Annotated in this window: 8 protein-coding genes; 2 read left to right on the top strand and 6 right to left on the bottom strand. The window is 59.3% G+C overall.

Annotation, left to right across the window (positions count from 1 at the left end):
• Positions 1 to 176 precede the first annotated feature (176 nt).
• Positions 177 to 3518: a hypothetical protein gene (locus WBG04_RS20815; RefSeq protein WP_424316653.1), complete on the top strand. Its 3342-nt coding sequence runs from the start codon at positions 177 to 179 to the stop codon at positions 3516 to 3518.
• 52 nt (positions 3519 to 3570) lie between these two features.
• A complete protein-coding gene (locus tag WBG04_RS20810) occupies positions 3571 to 5235 on the top strand; it encodes a tail fiber domain-containing protein (RefSeq protein WP_424316652.1) in 1665 nt (554 codons plus the stop codon).
• Positions 5236 to 5269: 34 nt separating this feature from the next.
• Here WBG04_RS20810 and WBG04_RS20805 read toward each other — a convergent pair whose 3' ends face one another.
• The 6 genes from WBG04_RS20805 to WBG04_RS20780 form a co-directional block, all read right to left on the bottom strand.
• Complete coding sequence (locus WBG04_RS20805) at positions 5270 to 5917, bottom strand: RluA family pseudouridine synthase (protein ID WP_424316651.1); 648 nt, start codon at positions 5915 to 5917, stop codon at positions 5270 to 5272.
• 177 nt (positions 5918 to 6094) lie between these two features.
• Positions 6095 to 7339: a UPF0158 family protein gene (locus WBG04_RS20800; RefSeq protein WP_424316650.1), complete on the bottom strand. Its 1245-nt coding sequence runs from the start codon at positions 7337 to 7339 to the stop codon at positions 6095 to 6097.
• 242 nt (positions 7340 to 7581) lie between these two features.
• Positions 7582 to 8250, bottom strand: a complete 669-nt coding sequence (gene pdeM / locus WBG04_RS20795; protein ID WP_424316649.1) for a ligase-associated DNA damage response endonuclease PdeM — start codon at positions 8248 to 8250, stop codon at positions 7582 to 7584.
• The gene (locus tag WBG04_RS20790) at positions 8247 to 10697 is read right to left on the bottom strand and encodes a ligase-associated DNA damage response DEXH box helicase (protein ID WP_424316648.1); all 2451 of its coding nucleotides are present in this window, start codon (positions 10695 to 10697) and stop codon (positions 8247 to 8249) included. Before WBG04_RS20790 ends, pdeM begins: the two co-directional genes overlap by 4 nt.
• Entirely contained in the window at positions 10694 to 13360 is a 2667-nt protein-coding gene (locus WBG04_RS20785; protein ID WP_424316647.1) for an ATP-dependent DNA ligase, read from the bottom strand. The genes WBG04_RS20790 and WBG04_RS20785 overlap by 4 nt, the downstream gene beginning before the upstream one ends.
• Positions 13360 to 13737 carry a DUF3253 domain-containing protein gene (locus WBG04_RS20780; RefSeq protein ID WP_424316646.1) on the bottom strand — a complete coding sequence of 126 codons (378 nt, stop codon included), beginning with the start codon at positions 13735 to 13737 and terminating at the stop codon, positions 13360 to 13362. Before WBG04_RS20780 ends, WBG04_RS20785 begins: the two co-directional genes overlap by 1 nt.
• Positions 13738 to 13774: the final 37 nt, after the last annotated feature.

Genomic DNA, 13774 nt, shown 5'->3' with positions numbered 1-13774 from the left:
CTATGTGGGCGACTACACGGAAAGCCTTGTCAGCAGCTCGGGCGCGTCGCTCGCCAGCTTTCCCGGAAGCTTCATTCTTGTTCGCGATATTCCTTCACCACTGCCGGTGCTTTCCAAACTCGTTCCTGCTGCGCCATGAGCCTGGCCTTGATCCCATGTTGAATTTGAAGACCCTCATGAAACCGATTTCCCATGACCCATTTTCCGCGCTCCTGATGGGCTGCGTGAGTCTCGCTCTGGTTTCCACCTCGTTCGCCGCGGGTCAGTCCCGGGCGCAATTCCTCAACCTCTCGACGGCGAACTCGGCCACTCAGGCGAAGAATCCCGGCGTGGCATTCTTCGGTGGCTATATCAAGGCACCCGGCGATCCCCAGTCTGGAGCGGTCGTGTTGCAGGAATGCACTTTCGGTGAGGCATTCTCGCAGTGGTATCCCTCAGATACCTACGGAAGCGGAGTTGTCGCTGCGGCCCTGGCCGCCCTTTATCCAAGCGCCACGACAAGGCAGGGAATCGAGGACAGTGGGGCGCCGTTTCGCTACAAGTGGCTGATGCACGGTGGTGAAGGAACCGACGTCACCGCGTTTGACGCGAACCGGATTGCTGAATTGTTTACCCAGGCCGATCGTGATGCGATTGACGTACAAATCGAGATTCTGAAGAAGGCGGTGGCCGCGAGTCCCTTGGATACCAGCATTCGCAACACACTCCTCGACATCTACTACGACCTCGCGGTGGCTGAGATGCAGGCGGTCAAGCCCATGCTCGCCAGACTGGCGACGTTCCGTCTGGGTTTGGAGGTCCTGCCTCCCGACAAGTTCATCATCGATGAAGAGATCGCCACCTATGAGGAGATCACCGCCGCCATCCTCGAAGCGATCAATCAATACACCGCGCTGCTGAGCGATCCGTTCCCGGGCGTCGATCCATCCAGCCTTGATGATCGCGTCGACTTTGGCGAGATGCCGATGGGACGGTATATCTTTCTGCGCGAGCAGCCGCGCCGCAGCAGCGTGCCTTCCAAATATGCCAATGAAAGTGGCATTCAAGAAGTGCCCCAGCTGGATGAAAACGGGCAAATCGTAACGCCGGGAACCCTCTTTGATGGCTACAAGGATTTGAATACCTTGCTTCAAATCGTCGGCCAACGGCAGCAGCACCTCGCCAGTCTGGCCCGCTTGCGCGGGACCCGGAAAGCTCCGGGCGATGTCGCACTCGCCCGGCAATCCCTCACCCAGGTGGCCGGTGCGGACGTCACCCAATTGCAACTGGTCAAGAGCTGGTTCCCGGAACTGTTTCCGTCCGATCTCAATGCCTTGACGCAAGCGGAGCGCGACGATGTTGCCGCGCGATTGCAGCAGTCCGGCGTCCTGGCCTCGCTGTCGGCGATTGAACTTGGTCGAGTCGATCTGGCCTCGGTCGCGCCGCTGCTGAATGGCAACGCCAACATCCTGGGCTACGATCCAAACTTCCTCCTGCTGGTGCAGGATACGGGCAATCCTTCCAATCCCAAGGAATCCTATGATAGCTTGAAAGACCTGTTGGTCGGCACCAATCAGCCGCTCACGGTGGCGCTCGAAAAACTTGGAACCGAAGTACCACGCGCTGGTGCGAAAGGGGCCTACCTCAACTTCCAGGAAAAGGTCGACGAAGTGGGGGCGGATATCGACAACGCCGACGAACTTTTGGCCGATCGCTTCTTCGCCATTACCGGCTTCGAACCTGACGATGATCCCGGGTTTGATCTGGACGCTCCGAATCCAATGCCCGGCAGCGAGCTCGCTGGAATTCAAGCGACCATTGCGGCGCTTGATGGACAGGCGCTCCTGCGCCAAGACCTAACGGCCGAACTGGACTCTCAATTCAAGGTAGGCGCGGACGGCACGGCAAGCGGCGCAGCGCAGGCGGCGTTCGACAGTGCCGGAGAGAAAGCCGCTGCCATGAGAAAGGCTGGTCAGAAGTACAAGGACACCACCTCTTCGTTTTATGATGAAATGGTCGCGATGTCTGCAGCTTCCGCAGCGGCGCAGGCTGCTTATGAGGCGACTGCCGATACCGCCGCCGCTGCCGGGGGGGTTGGTCTTGATCCAGTGAAAATCATCGGGAGTGCATCAGCGGCGACCGTTACCGCTGCCGCAGGTGTGGTTAACACAGCGATGCAGACCGCCGCCGCTGTTTCCATCGGGAGACAAGAGCAGGCGATCGACTACGCGGCGATCGACTTTGCGGTCGCGACGGAAATCAACGATTCCGCCCTGCTCATCAATCAGGCCGCTCAGGAACTCTCCGCCATCAAGCGTGAGCAGGTGGCCAATCACATGGATCAGTTGTCGGATGCCAGTGCGCGCAATCAAGCGGCAGCACAGGAAGCGGCGCTCCTCGCGGAGCTGGCCCGCATTGTGATCAAACGAGACTCGAACGTCGCCGCCATCCGCAAGAAGTCCTATGCCGACCCCTTGCACTATCACCGCGCGGAGTTTGCGTTGATTGATGCCGACGAATCCTTTCGGACCGCCCAGCTATGGATGTTCTACACCCTGCAGGCATTGAACTACAAATGGCATGGCCAATTCGCCATTGCCCAAGGTTCGAAGTTCTACGACACCTCGACCATCTTCAAATGCCGGAACGCCGCCGAGTTGAATGATCTGCTGAGTCAGATGGTGGTCTGGGATGAGACCCGGCGTGTTCAGACCGTGAATTCCCCACGGCTCATCACCCGGATTTCACTGCGCGAACACGTGCTGGCCCGGAATCCGAACCGCCATGATCCCATTGACCCGTCCGACCCGGGAGTGCGTGGGGACGACACGACGGTTCTTCCCGCAGGGACGTCCCAGGAACTCCTGCCGACCGTGGAGTATTTCCGTAAACTTCTGGCCACGAAATATCTCGATGCCGATGGCAATCTTACCATTCCGTTCAGCACCGCCTTCAGTAATCAAAGAGTGGATCGGGTCGACGGGAACTTCTTTCGGGGGGCCACTTATGATGTAGCCGGCAATATTACCGATCCAGGATTCTGGCGTGAGAAGATTGAATACGTCAAAGTCAACATCGTGGCCGCGGACGCCCCCTCTGTCCCTGTGAATCTGGGTGGCAACCTGACCTATGGTGGGACCATGTATTTTCACACCCGGGTTCCCCCCCGCTCGGACCGCAGCATCGCCGGCCTGCAACCGGGCGATGCTCGGGGCGAGCTTCTCGTTTCACCCTTCCGGTATTGGGTCTCGCCGGACTTCAGCCAGAATTTTGTCCCCGTGTCGGAACACACCCCGTCGATCGCCGTCGCCTACAATCGGTCCTCGGCGGTCATCCAGGGCCCCGATGGCATTCAGGACAACCTTGGTCCCAATTTTCAGGTCAACGCCTTCGCCGGACGAAGCATCGCTGCGTCAGGCTGGGAATTCCAGATCCCACGAATCCACGGCAACGGTTTCGTCGTCAATGTCGACCAGATCGAGGATATCGAACTGATCATCGCCTACAAACACAGCGACCGAATTAAACCGCCCAACTGATGCCATCCGACTACCCGCCTGCCTTCGTCTCCATCCATCAACGAATCACTTCATGAAACACATCAATCACACCTTCCTGAGCCTTTTGCTCGTCGCCGGGTTCGCCCTGCTTGCACCGAACCTTGCCCAAGGGCAGATCAACTACCAGGGCCGCCTTACCAATGCCGTGGGGGCACCTCTAACAGACGGTCAATATCCCATTCAGTTCTCTCTCTGGACGGCCGCCGTCGACGGGGAACAGATCTGGGGGCCTTACATCCTCGATGGCAGCACCGATCCCGGCCACGGTCCGCTCGCTGATTTGGTGAACAGCCGCTTCAATGTCATCATCGGTAGCCGCGACACGGCCGATCGCTCTCTTACCACCAGCATGGCGACCACGCCGACGGCGTATCTCGAAATCAAGGTGGGCTCTGATGCTCCAATCTCCCCGCGGCAGATCATTCTTCCCGCTCCTCGGGCCCTTACTGCGGATATTGCGGATGCTATTCCCAATGTAACGCCGGATGCTTCAGGGGTTAATATCACTGGTGAACTGCGTGTTCCTAACACCCTGAAGGTTGGCCAAATCGACAACACCAATAGGATACTTACCAAATCCGTAGAGTTCTGGGAAGCTGGAGGTCGCGGGGCCCTGTTTCAGCAGGGAAATTCAGTCTTCAGTAGCGCATCTGCGGCTCCCGGAGAACTGGTCTTGCGCACCACCATCGGGAAGCTTCATCTCCAGACGGGAAATACTTCGGCGATGACAATCGATACGGCCAATCGAGTTGGGATCGGCACGACAACACCGACGCAGGCGAAGCTGGTGGTGAAGGGCAATGTGTCGGGCAGTGCCGCAGGTGACTCCGGCTACGCCTATGTGACCTCGTTCCCCGCTATCGATGGCCGCTTCATCAACCAAGTCACCGGAAAGTTCAGTTCGGATGTGGGCCCGACGATTATCAGTGGCACGGTTAATGGGATTCCAGCGCCGTCCAACGCCAAGCCGGCAACGTCGATCTACGCCGACGGTGCCATCTGGTCAGGCACGGCGCTGGTCAGTTCGTCGGACGAACGGATCAAGAGTATCGAAGGGTGTTCTGATGGGGCCAAGGATCTCGACACACTTGTGGGAATTGAAGTGACGGATTATCACTACAAGGACGTGATCGGCAAAGGGAGCGTTCCTCAGAAAAAGGTGGTCGCCCAGCAGGTGGAAAAGGTCTACCCGCAGGCTGTCAGTCTGCAGACAGATGTGGTGCCGGATATCTACCAGATCGCCAAAACCAAAGATGGCTGGGTGGAGCTGGCCACGGATTTGAAAATGGGCGAGCGAGTCAAACTGATCTCGGGCAAGGAAGAGGGTATTCATGAAGTGCTGGAAATTGCGGAGGGCCGATTCCGCACCGCTTTCAAGTCAGAGGACGACAAGCTCTTCGTTTATGGTCGCGAGGTGAATGACTTCCGCACGGTGGACTACGATGCGATCGCCATGCTGAACGTTTCTGCGACGCAGGAACTGGCACGTCGTTTGGAAGCCCAGCGAGCCCTTCTTGCCGCCAAGGATGCCGAAGTGGCTCAACTCCGCGAAGAGAATGACAAGCTCACCCGGAAGGTCACCGTTCTCGATTCACGCGACCAGCTCTTCGAAGCACGTCTCATCCGCTTGGAAAAGTCATCGGCCTCCGATGCTCGATCGAACGGAATGAATATTCAGACCGCGGCAACGGAATAGATCCCGTGAAAAGGAAAGCGGTCTGGACTGCCACCTACCACGCGGGTGCTGACTCGAAGTGCAGCGCTTCACCCGTCCGGGGGTGCGTGAAGCCCAGCTCGATCGCGTGCAGTTTGAGTTCCCCTGACCTACGGCCATTGCCGTAGAAAGTGTCTCCAACGATCGGAATACCCAAGCCCTTCGGGTGGGCGGAGTGCACCCGCAATTGGTGGGTTCGCCCCGTGACCGGCACGAAAGCAATCCGGGTCCTGCCATGCTCGACGCCGATTTTTTCCCAGTGGGTGATCCCGATCTTTCCATGCACCTCATCGTAGATCTGGATCGGCCGGTTATCGACGTCGAGCCGGAAGGGCAGCTCGATGGTGCCGCGATCCCCTTCAAGAATCCCATCGAGCAAGGCAAGGTAGCGCTTGCGGGTTTCCCGGTTTTCAAACTGTCGGGAGAGAATCCGGTGGGCATCGGTATTGAGGGCAAGCAACTGCAGGCCCGAAGTGTCCATGTCGAGACGATGAACCGCAGGTTGTTCGATGCAGCCGGGGTAGAGCATCCTGACGCGCGTGGCGACACTGTCCGCCTTCTCCGGACCCCTGCCGGGAACCGAGAGCATGCCGCTCGCCTTGTTGACGACCACGAAATCGGGATCTTCGTGGACGACATCGAGTCGTGTGTCAGAGGGCGTCATGGGTTCTGGATGGTAGGACTTCCCCTATGGCTTGGCCTTTCCCTTTGCAACCGGGATATGATCGCTTCCTCGTGGAAAGGCAGCTACGAGGGCTGATATTTGCGCCAATACAATCACTCACTCCGTCTGGAGAGGAGTCAACGCTTCGCTTGATACCCCTGTTTTCGGAGCGATACTCTAGCTTGGGTTGTGGAAAAGGGTTTGGTCGATAGCTGCTCGCACATCATCTGGTATTTCGGCGCGGGCGACAAATTTGGGCCACAGGGTGAGTGGTGGTTCGGCGATGAGTGATGGATCGAGATCAACATTCTGGAGGTCGTCGCACAGGTATTCCCGCCGCCCGCAGTGTTTCGCCGGACAACTCCGCCGGATGTTGGGAGCACAGTTTTTATAAGAGCAGATGCGACCAAGGTATTCGCCATCTTGGTCGCAGAGGAAGACATCGGCACCGCAATTGTCGCCGGTCTGCAGGGTCTTTCCGAGTAGGTTCCGGGTGAGCTTGGCCAGCTTTTGGAGAGGTGTCACTTCATCCACTTCAACGAGGATATCGACGTCCTTCGGAATCGACTTCGAGGTGACCAGCGAACCGATCAGGGAGATGCGGTACACGCCGGGCAGTTGGTGAGTTTCGCGGACGAAGTCCATGACGGCGCGAAGGAGATCGGGGCGTTTGTCGGGTAAGGGAGGAGGTTCGAAAATATCGATCCCCCATTCCGGTTCGATCTGGTGGGAGTGGAGCCAATCGACGATGCGTTCGCGCTTCCGTCGCGTCTCGAACCAATGCCAGCGGTGCTTCAGTTCGACGTTGCCGCCGCCAAATAGGATATTCTTGAAACGCCGGAACGCTCCCTTGCCACGAATGGCCCGCGCCAATTGCTGTCGCTGCGGATCGTCCGGCAGTGAACTTACGAATTTCTCGAGCCCGCCGTATTCCCAATCGTCGAATAAATCCTCGGGGAGGTCGATGTAGTTCTGATCACCTAACAGATTTTCAAGTTCCTCGTCACTCTCCGCTGCAACGACTTTGCCAGAGCTCAGGTCGAGGAAGGAAACACATGGTTCGTCCGAATAGCTTGGATCGAACGAGGTCACGAACTCGAAGGCCGATTCGAGTTCCAGCATATCGAGGCGGAGTGAGCGGAACGGTTTCTTCATGGCGTCATCAGTGGTTTGAAGTCCCTCTTCTTCGAGGTTGCGCTGATGGATGAGGTCCCAGCGCTCGAGTTGGTGTAATTCGATGTCATTGGCATTGGTGAGAAGCCATTCATCGAGATCGTCAATGATTTCTCCATCGATGACCGTCACCCGCTGTCTCCGCCGCTTCTGCTTGCCGCCGACAAAGTAGTTTTCCCAGATATAGTTGCCCCGGGCATCGGTGTGAATCTTGGGCTGCTTCTTTTTCTTTTTGCCTCTTCGCGCCATGGGATTTTTGCTTTTGAGGATCCTATCCTGGAAGAGTTTGTCAATTCCCCGGTGGTGGATGGGAGATGAGGGATGGGGGATGGGGGATGATCGCTTGGGTTGATTTACCGTTGTGATCTCTCGGCGTCCCAGCGGAGCGCTCCGGGTATCCTTTCTGACCCGGGAATCGGCGAAGCTGTAGGGATCTTCTTTGGCCCTCAGATCCTCTGTTCGCGTTTCTTCGAGCAGCTTGGACATGCGAACTACAAGAACATGAGTTTATGGGAAACTTGGTCTCCTGTGATTGGGTAGAGTATTTTACGGTCGTCGCCAGGCTCGACGAGCTTTCCTGATGTGAAGGTCCCGAAGGCGGGGAGGATGAGATGGCTGCTTTGTTGGAGGAAGCAGGGGACTCTCATCGAAGGGCCTTTCTTCGTTCCGATCCGGCACAGGGGATGGAGGTGGCCGGAGATGGTGGGAGTGCCTTCAACGACTTCGGCGGGGTCGTGGACGAAGTGAAGTTGTTTTATGTGGTGTGTGGAGCAGGTCTGAAGCCGGGGGATATCGGCGAGCTTGTGAGGAAGTGGATCGTGATTGCCAAGAATGAGGATGACTTTGCAAGGGAGGTCGGAGAGCCACTTGTTGAGGTTTGCCTTGAACGGGGCTGTTAGAATCGAGCGGGAATGAAAGAAGTCGCCGACGATGAGAAGCCGTTGGGTATGGAAATGGGTGACGAGTTTCGTGATCCGTACGAGATCGTCTTCACTTTCACCTTCAGGAACAGGCAGGCCGTGAGCGCGGAAGGTGGCGGATTTTCCGAGGTGCACGTCGGAAAGGATCAGGGTGTGCTCGCTTGGCCACCAGATTGCTCCTTGCGGGTGGAGTTGCAATGCTTCCCCGTGGAAGTCGATATCGAGAGAGGTCGCGGTCATGACTGGAGGGTCTTTTCGGCCTGCTGCTCAAGCTCCTTAAGCATTTCCTCCATGAGGGTCATGGCGTCCTTGGTCGAGATGACCGACGAGAGCCGTTCGGCCCACAGCGGGAAAGCCATCGGGCTGAGTCGATCGAGTTCGATCAGGCGAAAAGGTTTGTTAGAGATGCTGGTGAGGACCTCCTGCATGCGGGAGAATTCGAGTTGGCCTTCGAGAATCTCGCGTTTCGACTGATCGAGGAGCAGGTTCTCGGGATCATAGCGGTTGAAGACTTCGTAGAGCAGGCTGGCGGAGGTTTGGATGCTCCTCATTTGTTTCATCCGGCCGGGCTGGGACTGCTGGATCAGGCCGGCGACGCGGGCGACTTCGCGGAACTTGCGTCGCGCCAGTTCGTGGGTGTTGAGGCAGGCGAGAAGGTCTTCCAACAACTCTTGCGGGCGGAGGGTTTCGCGAAGGCGGGCTTCGTTGAGAGAGAGTGGGGAGGCCGAGGTGAGGCAGAAGCCGTAGTCGTTCTGGGTGACCTGGATGCTTTGCGATTGGCCATCGGTCAGGCGATGGGCGGCGAGGGTGCCGAGGCCCTCGTTCACAAGCCGGCCGGCGAAAGTATAGAAGAAGAGGTGCTCGCCCTGGCGTGAGCGGCAGTGCTCGATCTGAAGGACCTCGTCGGTCGGGACTTGCGACCACTTTCGCTGAATCTCTAACAAGTCATCGATGGCGGCAAGTTCGCGTCGTGGGGGAAGGTCGTCGCCACGGAGGCGGCGGGCAACGGCGTGGGCAAGTTCGGTGGAAAGCGGCATTTTTCCGCCTCCCCAGATGGGGATTTCACCTTTGGCCTTCTTGCTGGTGGACGGGCGGACGGTGGCGACGAGGTCGCGCACCCGGACCAGTTCAAGCAGTCGCCCAGAGAAGAAGAAGGGCGCGCCGGGTTTGAGCTTGGTGATGAATCCTTCCTCGACGGTTCCGAGGCGTTGGCCGTTTCGCAGTCTCAGGCTGATCGCGGTGTCGGAGGTGATCGTGCCGATGTTCATGCGATGCAGCTGGATCATCCGCTTGTCCGTGAAGTGCAGCGTGCCGTTCTGGCGGATGACCTTTTGATACTGCGGGTAAGCTTGAAGGGCATCGCCGCCATCGGAGATGAAGCCGAGCGCCCACTCCCATTCGGCGTCGTTGAGGTGGCGGTAGCTGTGGGTTGAAGCGATTTCACTACGGAATGATTTTTCGTCGAGCGGCTCACCGATGGCGCAGGTGCTGAGGTGCTGGACGAGCAGGTCAAGGGGCTTGTCGAGCAGTCGGCGCGATTCGATTTCACGTGCATCGAGAGCGTCCTGAGCCGCGGCGAATTCGAGGATTTCGAGGGCGTTGGTGGGAATGCAGAGCAGTCGCGAGGCCTTGCCGGGCTGGTGGCCGGAGCGACCGGCGCGCTGGAGCAGGCGGGCGACGCCTTTCGGGCTGCCGATCTGGATGACCTGCTCGACCGGGGCGAAGTCGATGCCGAGGTCGAGCGACGAAGTGCAGACGACGCCGAGCAATTCGCCATTGAAAAGGGCGTCTTCGGCGGCTTGGCGCTCGTCGCGTGAAAGCGAGCCGTGGTGGATGGCGAGGCGGCCCTTGAGCGAGGGATCGGCCTCGAGCAGCGACTGGTGCCAGATCTCACTTTGCGAGCGGGTGTTGGTGAAGATCAGGCTGCTGGACGCCTTGTGAAGGGAGGCGGCGACGCGCTTGACCAGGCGGATGCCGAGATGCCCGGCCCAGGGGAAGCGTTCGATCTCGCGGGGGATCATGGTTTCGACCTTGAGTTCCTTCTTGAGCGCGGAGTGGACCATGACGCCTTGCTGGTGTTTGGCTCCGAGCAGGCTTTGGCGGGCATCATCGAGATTGCCGAGGGTGGCGGAGATGCCCCAGGTGCGGACTTGTGGGGCCCACTGGCGAAGCCGTGCGAGGCAGAGCTCGGTCTGCACACCGCGCTTGGTGCCAAGGAGTTCGTGCCACTCATCGATGATCACGCACTTGAGGTCGGCGAGCTTGCTACGAGAGTCTTCGTAGGTCAGCATCAGCGAAAGGCTCTCGGGTGTGGTGACGAGAGCGAAGGGCAGCTTCTCGCGCAGTTTGGCCTTGCGGTAGGATGAGGTGTCGCCGGTTCGCAAGGCGACTTCGAGCGGTGAGCCGAGTTCGGTGAGAGGTTCCTGAAGCGAGCGGGCGGTGTCTTTTGCGAGGGCCCGGAGGGGCGTGATCCAAAGGACCTGGCATTCCTTGGATGGCTTGGTTGCGGTGATGGCCTCACTGACCGGCCCCATCCAGACGGCGAGGGTCTTGCCAAGGCCAGTGGGGGCGTGGAGCAGCCCGGATTTCCCTTCCGCGTAGGCCTTCCAGGTCTCTTTCTGGAAGTCGGCCGGCTTCCATTTCCGCCGGGAAAAGAAGGCCTCAGTGGATGACGGTTGGGTTTTCACGAGGCGAGGGTGCGGGCGAATTGGAGGGTGTCGATGTCCTCCGGAGACTTGTCGCGCCGGATCGCCTTGATGCGCGGGAAGCGCATCGCGAGGCCGCTGTCGTGGCGCTTGCTGGGACGGATCGAGTCGAAGGCGATCTCGAGGACGATTTGCGGGTCGACGGTGTGGGTGCGGCGCTTGGTTTCGATCGTGGTTTTGCGGAAGTGCTCGGTGAGTTCCTCGATCTCCTCGTCGGTCAGGCCGCTGTAGGCCTTGCCGATGATGCGAAGCTGGCCGTTGCTGTCATCGCGCACGGCGAAGGTGTAATCGGAAAGCACGCCCGCCCGTTTGCCGTGGCCTTGCTGGGCGCGGGTGACGACGCAGTCGAGGGTGACTTCCGCCTTCTTGAGTTTCAGCCATGACTGACCACGCCGGCCAAAGTGGTAGGGGCTGTTAGTGTCCTTGGCGAGCAGTCCCTCGTTGAGGCGGGCCCGTGCCTGCTTGAAGTGGGCGTCGATTTCTTCGGGGCTGTGGGCTTGATGAAGTTTGGCGGACTCGAAGGGTGCGGAGAACGGGATGCGGTCGAGTTCGGCCCGGCGTTTCATGAGCGGCTGCTGCCAGATGGCGACGTTTTTTTGCGAAAGCAGATCGAAAGCAATGAAGCGGACGGGGATTTCCTGCGGGTGGAAGAGGTCGATCTGGCCGCGGTTTTTCTGCTTCTTTCCGAGGCGTTTCTGAAGGTCGAAGAAGGTGAGCTTTTTCCCCTCCTCGTAGGCGATGATTTCCCCATCCAGCACGCAGTCGGGAAGCTTGGTCGCGGCGGCGATCAGGTCGGGAAACTCGGCGTCGAGCGAGCGCAGATCGCGTGAGAAGAGGTGGATGTGGCTGCCCCGTTTGTGCAGCTGGGCGCGGATGCCATCGAACTTATCCTCCAGCCAGACGGCTCCATCGGGAGTGGCGAGTTTTTCGAAGATGGCCGCGGCATCGGGTGCCGGCGAGGCGAGCATGACCTTCAGCGGCGTGCCAACCTGAAGATCGGCTTGGTGGAGCTCGCCATGTTTTGCAAGCAGAGCAGTTTGACCGAGGTCGCCGCTGAGCATGTGGGCGCGGGCGACTTCCTTGGGGTCGGCGGCAAAGGCATCGGCGATGGCTTCTTCCAACAGGCCTTCGCGGCTGCCGATGCGGAACTCACGGGTGAGCACGCGGAGGACGAACTCGACTTCAGCGGGAGGCAGGCCGCAGAGGGTGGTCGCGAGCTGTTGGACGGCGTCGAGCTGAATGCTGGTGGATTGAAGTCTTTCGACCAGCGAGCGAAGATCCTCAGTCGTGAACGAGGCCTGGGATGTTTGCTGCTGGCGGTGAAGGCTTGAGAGAATGCGGGCAGTGCGTGCGGGATCCTGCTGCTGTTCGGAAATCGCACGGTACTCGGCGAGAGTGATCGAGTAGGCTTTGAGAAGTGCGAGCCGGATCGAGGCGAAGCCGAATCCGAGTTTGAGCGAGCGCTCGGAAAGCCAGTCGACGAGGGTGCGCAGTTCGGAGTCGGGGAGCGGGGAAATCAGCGCGGCGAGGAGTTCCTTTTTCTGCTTCTTCGAGGGCAGGGCGGCAATTTCATTGAGGCGTTCATTCAGCAGGCTGAGCGGGCGGTCATTCGCGATCACTTCGGTCGGCGCTTCAAGGCTCTCACGGTGCTTGGGGATGAGCTCGAGTTGGTCGTCGGTGAAGAGTGACCAGGCCTGCCTGCCGGTGGCCCGCAGGTCGGCGGCGAACTCGCGGGTGGAACCGTGAATGGTGTAGATGCTCGCCGGGTCGACGGCTTCGACGAAGGCGAGCAGTTCCCGGTAGTCGGCGTGGTCGGAGAGCGGGAAGACCTCGTCGACCTGGTAGCGGTAGCGTGCGTTCGAGTGAATGCCCCAGCCGCTGATCATCGCGGTTTGTTTGTTCTTCAGTCGGCGGATCTTGGTCGAGCGCACGGCGCTTGGGGGACAGATGATGGCGTGATTTTCAGGAATCGGGGTGCTGATTTTTTCCGCCTCGGGAAGATCGATGCCAAGCTCGCGGCAGGCATCGTTCATTTCGATCACACTTGGATGGGCTTGAAAGGGGAGGTGGTTCTCGCCGAGAAGTGAGGAAAGCTCCTGAGCCTTGCCGAGCGAATAGGCGCAGAGGATCGGCACCTCGCCCGAATCGAAGGCGGCTTGAATGAAGCGGACGATGGATTTTTCGACTTCACTGCGGGCGGGAAAGACATACTCGGGTCGGCCGTAAGTGGTTTCTATCACCAAGGTGTCTGCCTTCACGGCCGGGGCGGCGGGGCAGGTTCGGGTGGCCATGGTTTTGAAATCACCGGTGAAGAGCAGCGATTGATTGTCGCTGATCCGGCGCAGATGGAGCATCGAGGATCCGATGACGTGGCCGGCGGGGTAGAGGTGAAGTTCGAAGCCATCGAGCCGCAGCGCTTCGCCGTCTTCGATGACGGTTAGAGTCTCGCGCTTGAGGCCGAAGCGCCGATGAAGGAGGTGGGCGGTTTCGGGTGAACAGATCGCCTGCTCGGGACGCGAGTGATGGTCCGCATGGGCGTGGGAGATGAAGGCGCGGGTTTGACGGCCACGGGGGTCGAGCCACAGGTCGAGCTCCGGCAGGTAAATGCCAGCCGGTCGCGCCTGGATCTGGATCTCGTCGGGCATCAGGAAAAGTCAGGGCCCCTTCGCAGTCGGATCGGGCCTTTGGCGGTGGAAGGATCGACGGTGTGGCCTTGCTGGACGATCTCGATTTTTCCTGTGGCGACGAGTCGGCGTGCGGCCTGGCGGGTGCGCTCCATCTCCGGTCGCCATGAATCTTCTCCAAAGCATTTCCGCGCCGCTTCGCTCGGGCAAATGGTTTTTCCTGATGCTCGGGATTCGAGAATCCCGATGATGGTGGCTTCGAGTTGCTGGTCCTTCGAGGTGACTCGCTGGCGGCGGCATTTCTCCGAGCAGTAGCGGATCTCGTCCCAACAGTTCTGCCACTTCTTCCGCCACTCGATCTCGCGACCGCAGCAGGCACAGGATTTGACCAATTTCATGCTCCCAACCTCGGCGATCTCCGGCCTGGCGCAACCC

This window comes from Haloferula sp. (genome assembly GCF_049672945.1).
Classification (GTDB): Bacteria; Verrucomicrobiota; Verrucomicrobiia; order Verrucomicrobiales; family Akkermansiaceae; genus Haloferula.
The sequence above is the reverse complement of the archived record's forward strand: the minus strand, read 5'-3'. Positions and strand labels throughout refer to the sequence as shown.

Excerpts from the sequence above, each read along its gene's own strand:
- WBG04_RS20815 (WP_424316653.1), top strand. The coding sequence starts at position 177 with ATGAAACCGATTTCCCATGACCCATTTTCCGCGCTCCTGATGGGCTGC.
- WBG04_RS20810 (WP_424316652.1), top strand. The coding sequence starts at position 3,571 with ATGAAACACATCAATCACACCTTCCTGAGCCTTTTGCTCGTCGCCGGG.
- WBG04_RS20805 (WP_424316651.1), bottom strand. The coding sequence starts at position 5,917 with ATGACGCCCTCTGACACACGACTCGATGTCGTCCACGAAGATCCCGAT.
- WBG04_RS20800 (WP_424316650.1), bottom strand. The coding sequence starts at position 7,339 with ATGGCGCGAAGAGGCAAAAAGAAAAAGAAGCAGCCCAAGATTCACACC.
- pdeM (WP_424316649.1), bottom strand. The coding sequence starts at position 8,250 with ATGACCGCGACCTCTCTCGATATCGACTTCCACGGGGAAGCATTGCAA.
- WBG04_RS20785 (WP_424316647.1), bottom strand. The coding sequence starts at position 13,360 with ATGCCCGACGAGATCCAGATCCAGGCGCGACCGGCTGGCATTTACCTG.
- WBG04_RS20780 (WP_424316646.1), bottom strand. The coding sequence starts at position 13,737 with ATGAAATTGGTCAAATCCTGTGCCTGCTGCGGTCGCGAGATCGAGTGG.